This is a genomic window from Pedobacter caeni (assembly GCF_900129215.1).
Lineage (GTDB): Bacteria > Bacteroidota > Bacteroidia > Sphingobacteriales > Sphingobacteriaceae > Pedobacter > Pedobacter caeni.
In genome coordinates this window covers 75143-88891 of record NZ_FQUQ01000002.1, presented here as the reverse complement: position 1 = coordinate 88891, position 13749 = coordinate 75143, and the positions used below count along the sequence as shown (strand labels likewise).

Annotated in this window: 12 protein-coding genes; 4 read left to right on the top strand and 8 right to left on the bottom strand. The window is 41.8% G+C overall.

What is annotated here, in order from left to right; all coding sequences use genetic code 11:
• Nucleotides 1-5: 5 nt before the first annotated feature.
• From BUC20_RS07730 to BUC20_RS07720, 3 genes are all read right to left on the bottom strand, one after another.
• Nucleotides 6-392 carry a hypothetical protein gene (locus BUC20_RS07730; RefSeq protein WP_073229741.1) on the bottom strand — a complete coding sequence of 129 codons (387 nt, stop codon included), beginning with the start codon at nt 390-392 and terminating at the stop codon, nt 6-8.
• The gene (locus BUC20_RS07725) at nt 379-942 is read right to left on the bottom strand and encodes a metallophosphoesterase (protein ID WP_073229739.1); all 564 of its coding nucleotides are present in this window, start codon (nt 940-942) and stop codon (nt 379-381) included. The genes BUC20_RS07730 and BUC20_RS07725 overlap by 14 nt, the downstream gene beginning before the upstream one ends.
• A 120-nt stretch (nt 943-1062) precedes the next feature.
• Nucleotides 1063-1887, bottom strand: coding sequence for a DUF6266 family protein (locus BUC20_RS07720; protein WP_073229737.1), 825 nt, complete (start codon nt 1885-1887; stop codon nt 1063-1065).
• Between the two features lie 591 nt (nt 1888-2478).
• Between BUC20_RS07720 and BUC20_RS07715 the strand changes: the two genes are divergently transcribed.
• The 4 genes from BUC20_RS07715 to BUC20_RS07700 all read left to right on the top strand — a co-directional run bounded on the left by BUC20_RS07715 (nt 2479) and on the right by BUC20_RS07700 (nt 6214).
• Nucleotides 2479-3321: a helix-turn-helix domain-containing protein gene (locus BUC20_RS07715; protein ID WP_073229735.1), complete on the top strand. Its 843-nt coding sequence runs from the start codon at nt 2479-2481 to the stop codon at nt 3319-3321.
• Nucleotides 3322-3461: 140 nt separating this feature from the next.
• Nucleotides 3462-4067 (top strand): ankyrin repeat domain-containing protein, encoded by a 606-nt coding sequence (locus BUC20_RS07710; protein WP_234994478.1) that lies wholly within the window; start codon nt 3462-3464, stop codon nt 4065-4067.
• Nucleotides 4068-4094: 27 nt separating this feature from the next.
• Nucleotides 4095-5522 carry an amidohydrolase family protein gene (locus BUC20_RS07705; protein ID WP_073229733.1) on the top strand — a complete coding sequence of 476 codons (1428 nt, stop codon included), beginning with the start codon at nt 4095-4097 and terminating at the stop codon, nt 5520-5522.
• A 47-nt stretch (nt 5523-5569) separates the two neighbouring features.
• A complete protein-coding gene (locus BUC20_RS07700) occupies nt 5570-6214 on the top strand; it encodes a response regulator (RefSeq protein ID WP_073229731.1) in 645 nt (214 codons plus the stop codon).
• 56 nt (nt 6215-6270) lie between these two features.
• On the opposite strand, the gene BUC20_RS07695 is transcribed toward BUC20_RS07700, so the two are convergent.
• The 5 genes from BUC20_RS07695 to surE form a co-directional block, all read right to left on the bottom strand.
• On the bottom strand, nt 6271-7806 hold the full coding sequence (locus BUC20_RS07695; protein ID WP_073229730.1) for a RagB/SusD family nutrient uptake outer membrane protein: 1536 nt from the start codon (nt 7804-7806) through the stop codon (nt 6271-6273).
• Nucleotides 7807-7838: 32 nt separating this feature from the next.
• Complete coding sequence (locus BUC20_RS07690; RefSeq protein ID WP_073229728.1) at nt 7839-11033, bottom strand: SusC/RagA family TonB-linked outer membrane protein; 3195 nt, start codon at nt 11031-11033, stop codon at nt 7839-7841.
• 539 nt (nt 11034-11572) lie between these two features.
• Nucleotides 11573-12688, bottom strand: a complete 1116-nt coding sequence (gene lpxB, locus BUC20_RS07685; protein WP_073229726.1) for a lipid-A-disaccharide synthase — start codon at nt 12686-12688, stop codon at nt 11573-11575.
• A complete protein-coding gene (locus BUC20_RS07680; protein ID WP_073229724.1) occupies nt 12688-12954 on the bottom strand; it encodes a stationary phase survival protein SurE in 267 nt (88 codons plus the stop codon). The genes lpxB and BUC20_RS07680 overlap by 1 nt, the downstream gene beginning before the upstream one ends.
• A complete protein-coding gene (gene surE, locus BUC20_RS07675) occupies nt 12944-13726 on the bottom strand; it encodes a 5'/3'-nucleotidase SurE (RefSeq protein WP_073229722.1) in 783 nt (260 codons plus the stop codon). Before surE ends, BUC20_RS07680 begins: the two co-directional genes overlap by 11 nt.
• Nucleotides 13727-13749: the final 23 nt, after the last annotated feature.

The following is a 13749-nucleotide window of genomic DNA, read 5'->3' as shown; positions in this document are numbered from 1 at the left end:
AAATGCTATATCAATGCAAAAGGATCTGCATATATGACTTCAAAGCCACGATACTCAGACTTCAGCTTAATACACAAGCCTTTCTGAAAGTCCTCCTGCGTTAAATCTTCCACAATACCATATAAATTCAATCCTGGCGGCTGAACGATCAATGTTAGCTGATAACTTAGAATTTCATCATTTTTCCCTGCAACAGGGTATTCTTCCAGTGTTGAATGTTTCCTATATGCTCCGGCCTTATCCAAAGCCTCATTAATCAGGTACATGATATGATCATCCCAGGTTATATCCAAATCTGAAGGCCCATTATATCCATACAGTATCGAAAGCGGGAATTCTATCCTGATTTCAATTGGCTGTTCATATAAGACCTTGATGTCAAGCTTCTTCATCCTCAAAAGACCGGGTCCAGCTTTTCGCCTTCATAATTGCTTTAACTTCATCATACGACAAAGGGTAAAAGTCGTGGGCATCTACCCCAATATCAAATGAAAGCCGATGGGCCAGGTCTGGCAGATTTCCATGCGAGTGTCCATATAAATGCCATGTCCCTCTTGAATCCCCTCTCCATACCCTCATTGCATAATGAAAAAGAACGATTCTTTGAACCCCGTTCTCACGTTCATCATCCTTAATTTTAATTTCATGGTATTCTTTTATCCATTTAAATCTTTTCCGGTTCCCTAAAGCCGAACCTTCGTGATTTCCGACAATGAGGTAAATGATGCCATTTAGCCTGTTTACGATCTGTTGAAAATCTTCTGGTGTGGCAATTCCGAAATCACCAAGATGATAAACCTCATCAGTCGGGCCGATTTTTTCATTCCATCTGGCAATCATGACCTCATTCATCTCTTCCACATTTTGAAATGGCCGGTTGCTGAACCTGATAATGTTGGTATGTCCGAAATGATGGTCGGAAGTAAAAAATATTTTGCTCATTAACTTTCAATATTAATATATCCAGGCTTTCCCCAGCCCTACAAAAAAGGGCATACAAATTCCGCCCTATCTTGAACTAAGATAGATTTCTTTTGGAAGAAGTTATATGTTCATCGGCAATTATCCTGGCTTCCCTGGTAAATGTTCCAGTTTATTCTTCAATACCTGATATTCTTTTTCCAGGGTTCGGAAAGCTTTGCTATCGACGGGGTTCCCCCTATTGCCCTGCATTTGCCCTAAATAATCCGCTTCAACAATAGAGAAACGCTGTTTTACTTCCTCGTATTTCTTTTTCTGACTGATCTCTTCCTCAGTTTTTGCTGCTCCGTTCAGGTTTCCTAAATAGACACTGTCTGAAATTTCCTTACCATCTGCAGCTCTGAAGCAGATATAAGCTTCTATCGGCTCATCCAGAAACCCATCGTGATCCAATTCAATAAAGCAGGTTCCTGCATCTCTCCTGCTGGCATTAATGCGCGAAGTAGCTGTTCTCTTTAAAGGATGATAAAGCAAAATCATGACAATATCATCATAACGTCCCTTCGTATTCCAACTGATCTGCACTCCTTTTTCTCTTTTTTCGAGTTTCAGGTCCGTAGCACCTGCTAAAGTACCATGACTCAGCTCCACCTTACTGTAATCCACAGAAAGATTAGGGTACTGCCCCTTTAAAGCCTTCTTTTTAATATAAGAAGTAGCCAGGTTATGCGCGTTTTTAACCGTTCCCTGAGCTTCCAGGTCAAAACTGACACTGATAAATTCTCTGATGGACGACACCATACGCATCGTTACTGACATCTCCTGGCGGTTGGCCAGCTGATTGATGCTTGGTTTGCCCGGATCACCAATGGTACGGCAGATATGCTGTCCCTTTAGCATGTAAAAAACCAGGTTGTTTATTTTTCCGTTTAAGGACCCTAGTGGTCCATTTGCTGCTTTTGCCATATTTAATGGGTTAATTGTTTAATCATAATAGTTAACAAGCTTATACTCAACAGTACTAATATAAGTAATAAATTTTATTAAAGTCAATACACTAGCCGTATACTGGCTTCATTTACTTCTAATTTAGAATTAATTTTCATCCTACAACAATAGGGCTTGGCAGGGCTCTAAGCCCTACAGGGCCCTACCAACCTCCTCGCAAGAAAGCAGCAAATAAGGAGCAACTGAAGCCGGTGTACGGCGTTAGTACAGACGATAATACCAGTTAAATCTTATTTAGCAGCCACCGTTTAAAGTTTTTCCTATCTTCAAGGCATGATCAGTCTGCCTGAAGGATTTAAAGTTTTACCCTAATGAAACCAAGAGCATTAATTATTAGCAGTCTGGAACAGACTCTTCTCGAACCCCTGACTAAATTGGGGTGTTGGAACAAGGTTTTGAGTATTGGAAAAAGAACCCAAAAGCCTCATTTCCAGAAAGTAAGAAAGAACTGCTTAAAAGACAGGCGAAATACTTTTCATCACAAGGCTTTAGCTAGTACAATTATTTCTTATATTTAAAATAGATAAAACAATTTACTATCCCTTAAGAATGCTTTTACCTACTGTCGGCATTGAACAAATCTTCAATCTTCCTTACACAAAGGAAGACTTTAAGATACTTCACCATCAGCCGATCAATATGCCATCCATCCCTCATGCCCATAAGCATGATTTTTATATGATCTTACTGATTGAAAAGGGAAATGGTATACATACTATAGATTTTAAAGCACATGAAGTAAAGGATAAAATGATCTTTTTCCTTGCTCCCGGACAGGCCCATCAATGGGAGCTTTCAAAAGATACTTCAGGATACCAACTGATGTTTTCACTTAAATTTTTATTACCCGGAAGTCAGCGTTTTCCATATTTTAATTTAGCCGCTTCTCCTTTTCTTCCTCTGAACGATGAGCAGTACCTGGAATTGGTTCAGGAACTTGCAAAAATGGAACAGGAGGTAAATACCATGCCAGAACTATACATAGAAATCCTTCAATCCCGTTTACAGGTGGTCTTGTTATTGATTAAAAGGTGGTATAGTGAAAACTTTGAAGTTCAGGAATTTACTCCGGACCACCGCATTATCCATAGTTTTCTGGCCCTTTTAGAAACACATTATGCCACACATAGTGAAGTTTCTTTTTATGCGAATGAGATGAGCGTCACAGCCAATTATCTGAATCAGGTTTGCAGAAAGAAATCCGGGATTACAGCTGGCGATTACATCAGGGAAAGAATTTTACTCGAAGCAAAAAGAATGCTGACCCTCACCAAGCTCGACATTAAAGAGATTGCCTATACACTGGGTTTCAATGACACCTCCTATTTTTCTCGCTTTTTCAGGAAATATACCAGTGCCAGTCCGCAGGAATTCCGAAAAATGAATAATTAGTACCCTTGATGTGCTAAACAGTCCTACCCTTATGTTTTAAGGAAATATACTTTTGTATCATGAATTACCGCATGACTTATTTAATGACATTGCTGATCTCCGGCTTATGTACATTTACCGCATGTTCACAAGAAAAAACTATGGAACCGACAAATCAAGGAGTCTTCGCTATCCTGGCGGAGCAAAATCCCGGCAAGCTTAAGGTTTGGATTTCCGGTCATAAAGACCTGGAAGTACGCAATGAAAAAGGGGAAACGCCACTGATGGCCGCAACCTACTTAAATCATCTGGAAATGGCTAAACTCCTGATTGATGCCGGAGCCAGTGTAAATGCTCAGGATAAAATGTTAAACAGCCCATTTCTTTATGCCGGAGCTTCAGGATACCTGGACATTGTTAAACTTTGCCTAAAAGCGGGCGCAGACTATAAGGTATTTAACCGTTATAATGGCACAGCACTTATTCCTGCATGTGAAAAAGGCCATGTGGCCGTTGTTGCAGAATTATTGAAAGATAAGACCTTTCCGATAGATCATGTGAACAGATTAGGCTGGACTGCCTTACTGGAAGCTGTTATTTTAGCAGATGGCAACAGCAAACAGGTGCAAATTGTAAAGATGCTGGTAGATGCCGGATGTGACATCAATATCGCGGATAAAGATGGTGTTACTTCTTTAACCCATGCACGTCAGAAAAACTTCAAAGAGATCGTCAGCATTTTAGAAAATGCAGGTTCAAAAAAATAATCTATAAAAAATAACAACACCTGATAAATGAAAAGAATCACATTTTTATTGCTTGGTATCATTTTCGGTCAGCTCAGCTTTGCTCAAAATAAAGCAGCAGATCTTTTGATCAAGTCGGCCACAATTATTGACATAAAAACAGGAAAGACCAGTTCAAAACAAGTGATCGCCATTAAGGACGGGATGATCATTGACGTATTTCCTGAAAGCCAGCGCAGCAAGTACAACGCTACAAAAACACTGGATGCTCAGGGCAAATATGTAATTCCGGGTCTGTGGGACATGCACATGCATTTTGGTGGAGGTGAGGAACTCATCGAAGAAAACAAGAACTTACTTCCTTTATACCTTGCTTATGGAATTACCACCGTCCGCGATGCCGCAGCTGATATCAGTCCGAGTGTGCTGCAATGGAGGGAAGAAATTGCAGCAGGAAAACTCCAGGGTCCTACCATCCTGACTTCCGGTCCGAAACTGGAAGGTTATAAATCGGTCTGGAAGGGAGACATAGAGGTTGGCAATACACAGGAGATCAAACTTGCCTTGGATTCCTTACAAAAAATGAAAGTGGATTTTGTGAAGATTACAGACAATACACTTAGCCCGGATCTCTTTTTAGAGAGCATCAGAATGGCCCGTAAACGCGGATATCAGGTGTCTGCACACATTCCCAATTCCCTGACCATGGAACAGATTGCGGCGGCAGGTTTAAGCTCGGTAGAGCATCTTGGATATGCACTTAAAGCGGGTTCTAAAGTAGAAAAAGAGATTTCAGCAGCTGTAGCCGCAGGAACCTTAAAAGGCAGGGCATTCAACCAAAAGGTGATGGATACTTTTGAAGAAAACGCAGCCTTGTCCACTTACAGGAACATGGCTAAACATGGCATGTACGTAACACCTACCCTATCCCTGAATTATATCCTGGCCTATTTCGAAAAAGATAACCACAAGAACGATGCTTATCTTCAATATATTGGAAAAGGCTTACAGAAAACCTATGAAGGGCGGGTAAAAAGAGTAGAACAGGACGATGCGGAAGCGATTGAATTCAGGCATCAGCTTTTTGAGAAAACAGTAAAGACCTTGCCGCTTCTGCAAAAAGCGGGCGTAAAAATAATGGCAGGAACAGATGCAGGTTACCTGAATTCCTATGCTTACCCAGGGATTGGTTTACATAAAGAACTGGAACTACTGGTTAAATATGGCCTTACTCCTCTTCAGGCATTACAAGCCTCAGTGGTAAATTCTCCTGCTTTCCTGAATAAGAAAGCCTATGGAAGCCTGACCGCCGGAAAGAAAGCAGACTTGTTATTACTGAATGAAAATCCTTTAAAAAACATCAGTGCTACACAAAAAATCCATGCGGTTGTAGTAAAAGGAGCCGTACTTGACCGTGCTGTTCTGGACCAGATGCTGGAAGACGTAAAAAAGAAGAACAGTTTATTACCACAATAAGGATCAATTAAGTAATTTAGGGAGTAACTAACGCTTATTCATTCCCTATGAAGATCTCAATTGTACTTGCAGATGACCATCCAGCAATCCTGGAAGGCATACAAGCCTATCTCAGCAAAGATGAACGTTTTAATATCATTGACAGTGTAACCAATGGACTGGCCCTTTTGCGATCCGAATCGCTTCAACATGCTGATCTGATCCTGCTTGACCTGAATATGCCTGGTCTGGACGGATTGAAAACACTGGATGAATTGAAGAGCAAAAGCCTAAAGGCAAAGATCATCATCATGACCAATTACAATTCGCCCGAACTGGTGAAAGACTGCCGGCTAAAGGGAGCGAGCGGATATGTGATCAAATCAGATAAGCTGGAACAGCTTTCCGGTATTATTTTGAAAGTATTAGAAGGCAAGCCTTATTTTCCTGTTTTGGAAGAAGATAAAACTGATGCGGCTTCGTTTTCTTATTTTGATGATTTCCTGAAAAAGCATAAGCTTACAAAACGTGAAGTGGAGATCATCCGGCTGGTTTGTCAGAATATGAGGACCCGGGAGATTGCGGAGCGGTTATACCTTTCTGAATTCACCATCCATACCCATAGAAAGAACATCATGCGGAAATTGGAGATCGGGGATTCTACAGTTGCCCTGTATGATTTCGCCATAAAGAACAAACTGATCATGAGTTAATAAAAAAAATCCAGCCGGAATATATTCCGGCTGGATTTTTAAGATTGAGATTATACCTAATACCCAGGATTCTGAGGTCTTAGGTTTGGATTGTTTTTAACCTCTACCGTTGGCAGCGGGAACAACAGGTGTTTTTCCGCCAGTACGGTTGCCTGACTGGCAGGGAATTTATGTCCTACAAAATTGTCGAAGCCCTGAGTCTTCACATTGTACACTTTTCTTAAGCGGACCATATCAAACCAGGTGATTCCCTCATAGCATAGCTCATGCCAGCGCTCACGCCATACGGCCTCCTCAAATGCAGTCTGTCCAAGACCGGAGAGTTCTGTTAACAAGGCTCGTTTACGGATCTTATTCACCGCAGCATAGGCCTCAGCATTTGGTGCACCATCGGCACGGTTCTGTGCCTCGGCGTAAATGAGCAGCACTTCTGCATAACGGATTTGAGGCCAGTTTAAATCACTCTGTGTAGTTCCTTTTACCTCAAATGTTCCATGGGCAAGGGAATCAAAATGCTTATAAATATAGGGTGCATTTAATTGCTTCAATGCACCATTTCCACCTGTGTAATAAGAAGTATAGAAGAAGCCTTCTCTATCTTTGGTCCTTAAATCTCCAGGTTCAAAAGACTCATAGAACTCGGTAGTCGGAACGGTGCTTCCAACCTCATCACTGTAAGCAGAAACATCTTTAAAATTTGGCAATAGCAATTGTTGCATTGGGTTTGCAGCAACAGTTGCCAGGTACTGAATTTCAAAAATATGCTCAACATCATTTTCCTTCTTTATATTATGTAAATCTCCGTAAGAATCGAAGAGCTTGAAACTTCCGTTATTGATTACTTCAAGCGATTTATCTGCAGCAAGCTTATAATACGCCGCGCCTTTATTTAATGGCTGCCCTGCCATTGTCAGGTATACTTTAGCCAGTAAAGATTTCACAGCACCTTTGCTCGCCGTTCCACTTGTAACTTTCCAAGGCAATCCGGCGGCTTCGGCAGCAGTCAAATCATCTACAATTTGTTTGTAAATGAGTTCAGTACTTGTTCTTGTAGGATAAAAATCAGGGGAATTAATGGTTTGAGGAACCGTCACCAATGGTACATCTCCGTATAGCCTTACAAGATAAAAATAGGCCCATGCCCTTAGAAACTTAGCTTCTCCGATAATCTGAGCTTTTCTGGTTTCATCCATAGGACTGATTCCCGGAACTTTATCGGTTACCTGATTGGTCTGGGCGATCACATTATACAAACCGGCCCACCAGTTTCTAACGAGCAAATTTTCCCCATTAAAAGATAAACCAAGCAGGTTATTCAAGTCTGAATTCTGACCTGTCTCTGTCCTTGCTGTTCCGGTAACCATTTCCAGCATAGAGAAGTTCGCTACAAAAATACCGGCACCATTTCCAATAAAACGTGTTTGTGCATAAGCAGCTGCAACACCAGCTTCCCCGTGTTCAGGAATGGTATAATAAGTATCAGGAGATAAATTTGAAGGATCTTGCTCTGCTAAGAATTTTTTACATCCTGTTCCAAGTGCGACCAGCGCAATGAGCAGGATTTTACCTGTATATTTTATATTTAATTTCATGATATATTTAATTGTTATAGACAACTGTTAAACTATAAACCAATATTTAAGCCCACCATATAAGTTGTTGGCTTCGGATAATCGAAAAAGGTTTGTCCCTGTGCAAAAGCATTGGAATAGGTGGTTACCTCGGGATCATTTCCGGAGAATTTAGTAGCCAGGAAGAAGTTCTGTACGCTTGAGTACACCCTCAGCCTGCTCAATTTCAGTTTTTGTACGACACTTGCAGGGAAGGTGTATCCCAGTAACAGGTTTCTGCCACGGATAAATGAACCGTCTTCCACCCATCTGGTATCCACATTGGTTACATAACCGGCTCTGGTATCTCGGATTGCTGCAATTGGGGTATTCTGATTTTGAGGAGTCCATGCGTTAAGTACTGAGCTATAGCTATTGGCCAATCCAACACGGTCTTCAGCAGAGTGTTTGGTCATGTTCAACACATCATTGCCTGCAGAGTACTGAAGTTCTATTGTCAGGTCCACATTTTTATACTTAAAGGTATTGGAAAATGATCCCCATGCTTTAGGGCTACCATTTCCGATGATCATACGGTCTGCATCATTGATCTGATAGTCCCCGTTTACATCAAGATATTTGATGTCTCCCGGTAATATCGTTTTACCTCTGTAATTGTATTTTGCAGCTTCTGCACGTTCGCTTTCACTCCAGGTACCAAGGCGGGTTAAGCCCCAGAAAGAACCTACGGCTTCCCCAACGCGTATAATTCCTGTTTCATTGGTAAAACCAGGGTTTCCTACACCAAAAATATCTGCCGGAGTAGCCAGTGAAAGCACTTTATTTCTGTTCATGGAGATATTGAAACTCGTATTCCAGGTAAAGTTTTCTGTGGTAATATTTACAGTATTGATGCCAATTTCCAGACCTTTATTTTCCATGCTGCCGATGTTTCTGGTGATAAAACTATATCCACTGGAAAGTGGTACCGGGGCATCCAATAACATATCGGTAGTTTTACGGTAGTATACATCTGCTTCAATACTGATCCTGTTGTTAAATAAGCCCAGTTCCAGACCAATATCAGACTGTCCGGTCTTTTCCCATTTCAGATCCGGGTTTGCCAGTCTGTTTATCCCGACACCTCCTAACCTTATGTTGTTAATAATTGCGGCAAAACCAGTTCCCAAAACATTTAATGAAGAATAGCTGGGAATTTCAGAGTTACCGGTTACCCCGTAACTGGCACGGAGTTTCAGGTTCGAGATCGTGCTGCTTCCTTTAATAAAATCTTCCTCTGAAACTTTCCAGGCCACTGCGGCTGAAGGGAAGAAGGCATATTTATTATTTTCTCCAAATTTAGAAGAACCGTCCATACGTCCGGTCGCCGTAAACAGGTACTTGTCCTTAAAGCTATAGTTTAACCTTCCGAAATAAGAGTTAAAGGCAAAACGTTCTGCTCTGGAACTTCCGGGAATCGGTTTGGTTGCCGACCCTAAATTGTTATACTGCAGGTAATCTGTAGAGAAGTTTTCACCACCAACGGCGAAACCAAAGATATTTGTTTTTTGCCATGATAAGCCCAGTAATCCGGTAACTGCATGGTCTTTGGCAAAACGTTTATTATAGGTCAGGTAGTTTTCGAAAGACCAGTATGTTTCTCTGTTGTTGTCTAAGGTTGTCGTTCCTTTCTGGTCAAAGGAGATTCCATATAAACTACGTCCGTTGTATTCTGAACGTCCGCGGGTAACGATATTTGCACCGATCACACTACGGAATTCCAGACCTTCGGCCAGGTTAATATTGGCATAGGCATTTCCCAGTGTATTTTGTGTTTGTAAAATGTATTTACGGTCAGTCAGGATGTGAACCGGATTTGATCCTCCTTCTGCACCAGGGTAATTCTGGTTATCTGCCCAGGAACCATTAGGATATCTCACAGGTAGAAAAGGAAAGCTTTCAGTGATCATCCTTACCGAGTTTAATCCTCCTGTTCCGATATCTACCAGGTTTTCAGTTTGATTGGTATAGTTTAAGCTTCCACCTACTTTCAACCATTTTTTCATCTGGCTATCCATGGTAAATCTTCCGGAATAACGTTTCAGGTAAGAGTTCTTCAATAAACCATTGTCATCTCTGTAGTTCAGGAATAAGCCGTAGTTGCTCTCGGAATTACCGCCGGTAAATCCAAGCTGATGATTTTGGGAAAGCTTGTTTTGGGTCGCTTCTTTAAACCAATCGGTATCATATAAAGGATTTCCATCGCTATCGAACAGTAATGGCAAGGTTTTTCTTTTAATTCTTGGATCCACATAAGTGCCTTTTGCAAAGCCTTCCGGGTCATAGATCTTCGCATTTTCATAAGCCAGGTTCTCTACCTCAAGAAATTCTTTTGCATTGAGCATTTCCACTCTTTTGGGTCCTATTGTTGGTACACTGAAATCGGCATCATAGCTGATCCTGCTACCCGTAGAAGAACCTTTTTTAGTGGTTACGAGGATGACTCCATTTGCCCCTCTGGCCCCATATATCGCAACAGAAGAAGCATCTTTAAGCACTTCCACGGAGGCAATGTCTCCAGGATTCAGGAAGTCGATCGCATTGCTGTTCTGGGTTTGAGACCCTACAGGAAGAATTACCCCGTCAATTACATACAAAGGATTATTTGTTGTTTTGATGGAACTGAAACCACGGATCCTGATATTGGTCTGACCACCCGGCCGACCTGAATTGGAATTTACCTGTACTCCGGAAATACGTCCGGCCAAGGCCTGATTCAGGGAAGCCGCAGGACGTTCTTTGAGTTGTTCTTCTTTTACAGATCCTACCGCACCGGTTACATCAGATTTTTTTCTTGTTCCGTAACCTACCACCACGACATCATCCAGGTTTACGCCTTCAGCAGGGACCAGTTTGATGCTCAAAGGTGTGCCACCCGACCCTGCGGCACGTATTTGTGTCGTATAACCGATATAACTAAAGGAAAGTTGCTCGGTAGCACTTTCTACTTCAATGCTGAACCGACCTGCTGCATCCGTTACGGTTGATTTATTGGATTTCAACGCTTTTATCCCCACTCCCGGTACAGGTTGTGAGTTTTCGTCCAGCACTGTTCCGCTGATGGTTATTTTTTGTGAGACCCCCTGAAAGAAAAAAGAAGCATGGGAATGGGCATCGGAGCTCATTCGCTCCGAGTTGGCTGCGAAGGCCTCTATTCCCGTTAGACAGAGCATAGGAAGCCCTGCCAGAACTAAGTGTTTAATTTTCATTTTGTTGTTTTTAGGTTAGTAATTTTATTAGGCATTGGGATATGCCTGCTGCTACAGCATCAATGGTTCATAATGGCGGATGCCTTGCAGCCATGGGTATTTGATGACACTAAACCGTTTTAACAATTTAGCATCAGAAGATTAGGTTGGTTTATTTATTCATCGGCTTTGGGTTAAGGGTGAATATTCGGGTTAGTTATGGGCATAAGTAATACGTTTTACCTATTGTTAAAAAAAAAAGGTAATCATGCTGGTTTACTTTTTTTTCTGATGTGGCTCTCCAATTGGATTGCGCATAGTTTGGCCCTCCCTTGAATATAAAAGGTCCTAAATCATCAAAAAATCATAAGCTAATACGTTTTACACTTTGGTCAAGAGTAATTCATTAAGGAATTGAGGATGTCCATATTCGGTTATATTTAGGTTGGTTAATAGTTTTAATAAAGTATCAGGCTCGAACTAATACGTTTTACTAATCAATATTAAAGAATAAATCCTAAATTTCAAACAATATCTGAAACTAAATATGATGGAGGTGGTTAGGGCATCTGGTCCCCTTTAAGGAAGTGCATGATCAGCTTAGCCGTTCTTTCCGAGGCACCAGCGGTTCCCATTTTACCGGATAATTCGACATAATCCTGCAACATTTGTCCGCGTTCAGCTCCTTCCAGGATGTTTTTTAGCTCCGTGCTGATCTGTAAAGTATTACAGTCCTCCTGAATAAGCTCAGTGACTACCTTCCGGTCCATGATCAGGTTTACCAGAGAAATAAAGCGGATTTTGACCAGCATTCTGGCAATGGAAACAGAAATTGCCCCTCCCCTGTACACCACCACCTGTGGCACATGAAATAAGGCTGTTTCCAATGTAGCAGTCCCTGAGGCCACCACCGCAGCTTTTGCCACATGGAGCAACTGATAGGTTTGACCGAATACAAGCGTTACATTTTCTGAATGGATAAACTGGCGGTAATAAGCTTCTTCGAAGCTTGGTGCTGCCGCGACCACAAACTGCTGTTCAGGAAAAGCAGCAGTTACACTTAGCATATCCGGCAACAGGCGTTCGATCTCCTGCTTCCTGCTTCCCGGCAGCAAAGCAACAATATCTTTATGGAGCTGGTACTTGTTTTTAAACTCCGGATCAGGAACAAATTGCGCGATTTCATCCAGTAACGGATTGCCCACATAATCCACTTCCATTCCCCAGCTTTTATAAAAGTCGACCTCAAAAGGCAGGATACAGAACAATTTATCTACAACCTGCTTGATTTTGAGCACCCTTTTCTGGTTCCAGGCCCATACTTTAGGAGAAATATAATAACATACTTTCAGACCTTGTTCTTTTGCAAACGCTGCAATTTTAAGGTTAAAACCAGGAAAATCAATCAGGATCAATACATCAGGACGGTAATCAAGCACATCCTCTTTACAAGCTTTCAGGTTTTTGAAGATCGTACGGAGGTTGAGCAAGACCTCAGTGAAGCCCATAAAGGCCATTTCCGAATAGTGCTTTTTTAACACACCGCCTTCGGCCTGCATTTTGTCACCACCATAATAACGGAAATCCGCAGATTCATCTTCTGCTTTGATGGCTTTCATCAGGTTCGCGCCATGCAGGTCTCCGGAAGCCTCTCCCGCTACTAAGTAATATTTCATTATTGATTGATTTTATAGAAAAAGAATACAAATGCCCATAAAAAAGTAGCACTGATGATGCCTCTTCCAAGGTTCTCCTTATTCAATTTAAAAAAGTAATGAAGTAATCCGGCATTGGCGGCAATACAGGCAATCAGCAACAAGTCTGCTTTCGCAAGGAAAGCATAACGGTGCATGAGGAACCAGGCAATGCATCCAAGGATGCCAGGGATCAGAATTCCGATCCCCAGACCTATAAATACCGAATCTTTAACCTTATTTAACATCAAATGTCCAGGAGTTTAAAATTGGGATGGCATGGTGTGCGGTCAGATCAAACTGTACCGGAACAACAGATACAAAACCATTTTCCAGGGCCCATACATCTGTATCTTCTCCTTTATCATTGTTCTGGAACACGCCTGTTAACCAGTAATAAGGGCGTTCATACGGATCTTTACGCTCGTCAAACTCTTCTGCCCATTTCGCATTTGCCTGTCTGCATATTTTGATGCCTTTCAGCTCTGCTCCTCTTGGAAAGTTGACGTTCAGTAAGGTTGCCTGTGGCAAACCATGTTTCAACACTTCTTCGGAAATGGATTTAATGAACTTTTTACAATGGCTGAAATCTGCGCCTTCAGAAAAATCATCCAGAGAGAAGCCTATAGAAGGAATCCCTTCAATTGCGCCCTCAACTGCAGCAGACATCGTTCCGGAATAGATCACATTGATCGAGTTGTTCAGTCCGTGGTTAATTCCGGAAACACACAGATCAGGCTTTTTACCTTTGAAAATCTTATTTACGGCCAGCTTCACGCAATCTACCGGAGTACCGGAACATTTGTACATTTCTACGCCTTCGTAAAGATCAACGCGATCAAAACGCAATGGTTTTCCGATGGTAATGGCATGTCCCATTCCGGACTGCGGGCCATCAGGGGCGACAACCACAACGTTGCCCAGCTCCTTCATCACATCAATCAGGTTTTTAATCCCGGGTGCCGTGATTCCATCATCGTTTACCACTAAAATATTAGGTTTAGAATTTTGTTTCGTCATGTCTGTAAAAATACAAGATTTCG

What these genes read in the sequence shown, in the direction of transcription:
- BUC20_RS07730 (WP_073229741.1), bottom strand. Translation starts at nt 392, where the DNA reads ATGAAGAAGCTTGACATCAAGGTCTTATATGAACAGCCAATTGAAATC.
- BUC20_RS07725 (WP_073229739.1), bottom strand. Translation starts at nt 942, where the DNA reads ATGAGCAAAATATTTTTTACTTCCGACCATCATTTCGGACATACCAAC.
- BUC20_RS07720 (WP_073229737.1), bottom strand. Translation starts at nt 1,887, where the DNA reads ATGGCAAAAGCAGCAAATGGACCACTAGGGTCCTTAAACGGAAAAATA.
- BUC20_RS07715 (WP_073229735.1), top strand. Translation starts at nt 2,479, where the DNA reads ATGCTTTTACCTACTGTCGGCATTGAACAAATCTTCAATCTTCCTTAC.
- BUC20_RS07710 (WP_234994478.1), top strand. Translation starts at nt 3,462, where the DNA reads ATGGAACCGACAAATCAAGGAGTCTTCGCTATCCTGGCGGAGCAAAAT.
- BUC20_RS07705 (WP_073229733.1), top strand. Translation starts at nt 4,095, where the DNA reads ATGAAAAGAATCACATTTTTATTGCTTGGTATCATTTTCGGTCAGCTC.
- BUC20_RS07700 (WP_073229731.1), top strand. Translation starts at nt 5,570, where the DNA reads ATGAAGATCTCAATTGTACTTGCAGATGACCATCCAGCAATCCTGGAA.
- BUC20_RS07695 (WP_073229730.1), bottom strand. Translation starts at nt 7,806, where the DNA reads ATGAAATTAAATATAAAATATACAGGTAAAATCCTGCTCATTGCGCTG.
- BUC20_RS07690 (WP_073229728.1), bottom strand. Translation starts at nt 11,033, where the DNA reads ATGAAAATTAAACACTTAGTTCTGGCAGGGCTTCCTATGCTCTGTCTA.
- lpxB (WP_073229726.1), bottom strand. Translation starts at nt 12,688, where the DNA reads ATGAAATATTACTTAGTAGCGGGAGAGGCTTCCGGAGACCTGCATGGC.
- BUC20_RS07680 (WP_073229724.1), bottom strand. Translation starts at nt 12,954, where the DNA reads ATGTTAAATAAGGTTAAAGATTCGGTATTTATAGGTCTGGGGATCGGA.
- surE (WP_073229722.1), bottom strand. Translation starts at nt 13,726, where the DNA reads ATGACGAAACAAAATTCTAAACCTAATATTTTAGTGGTAAACGATGAT.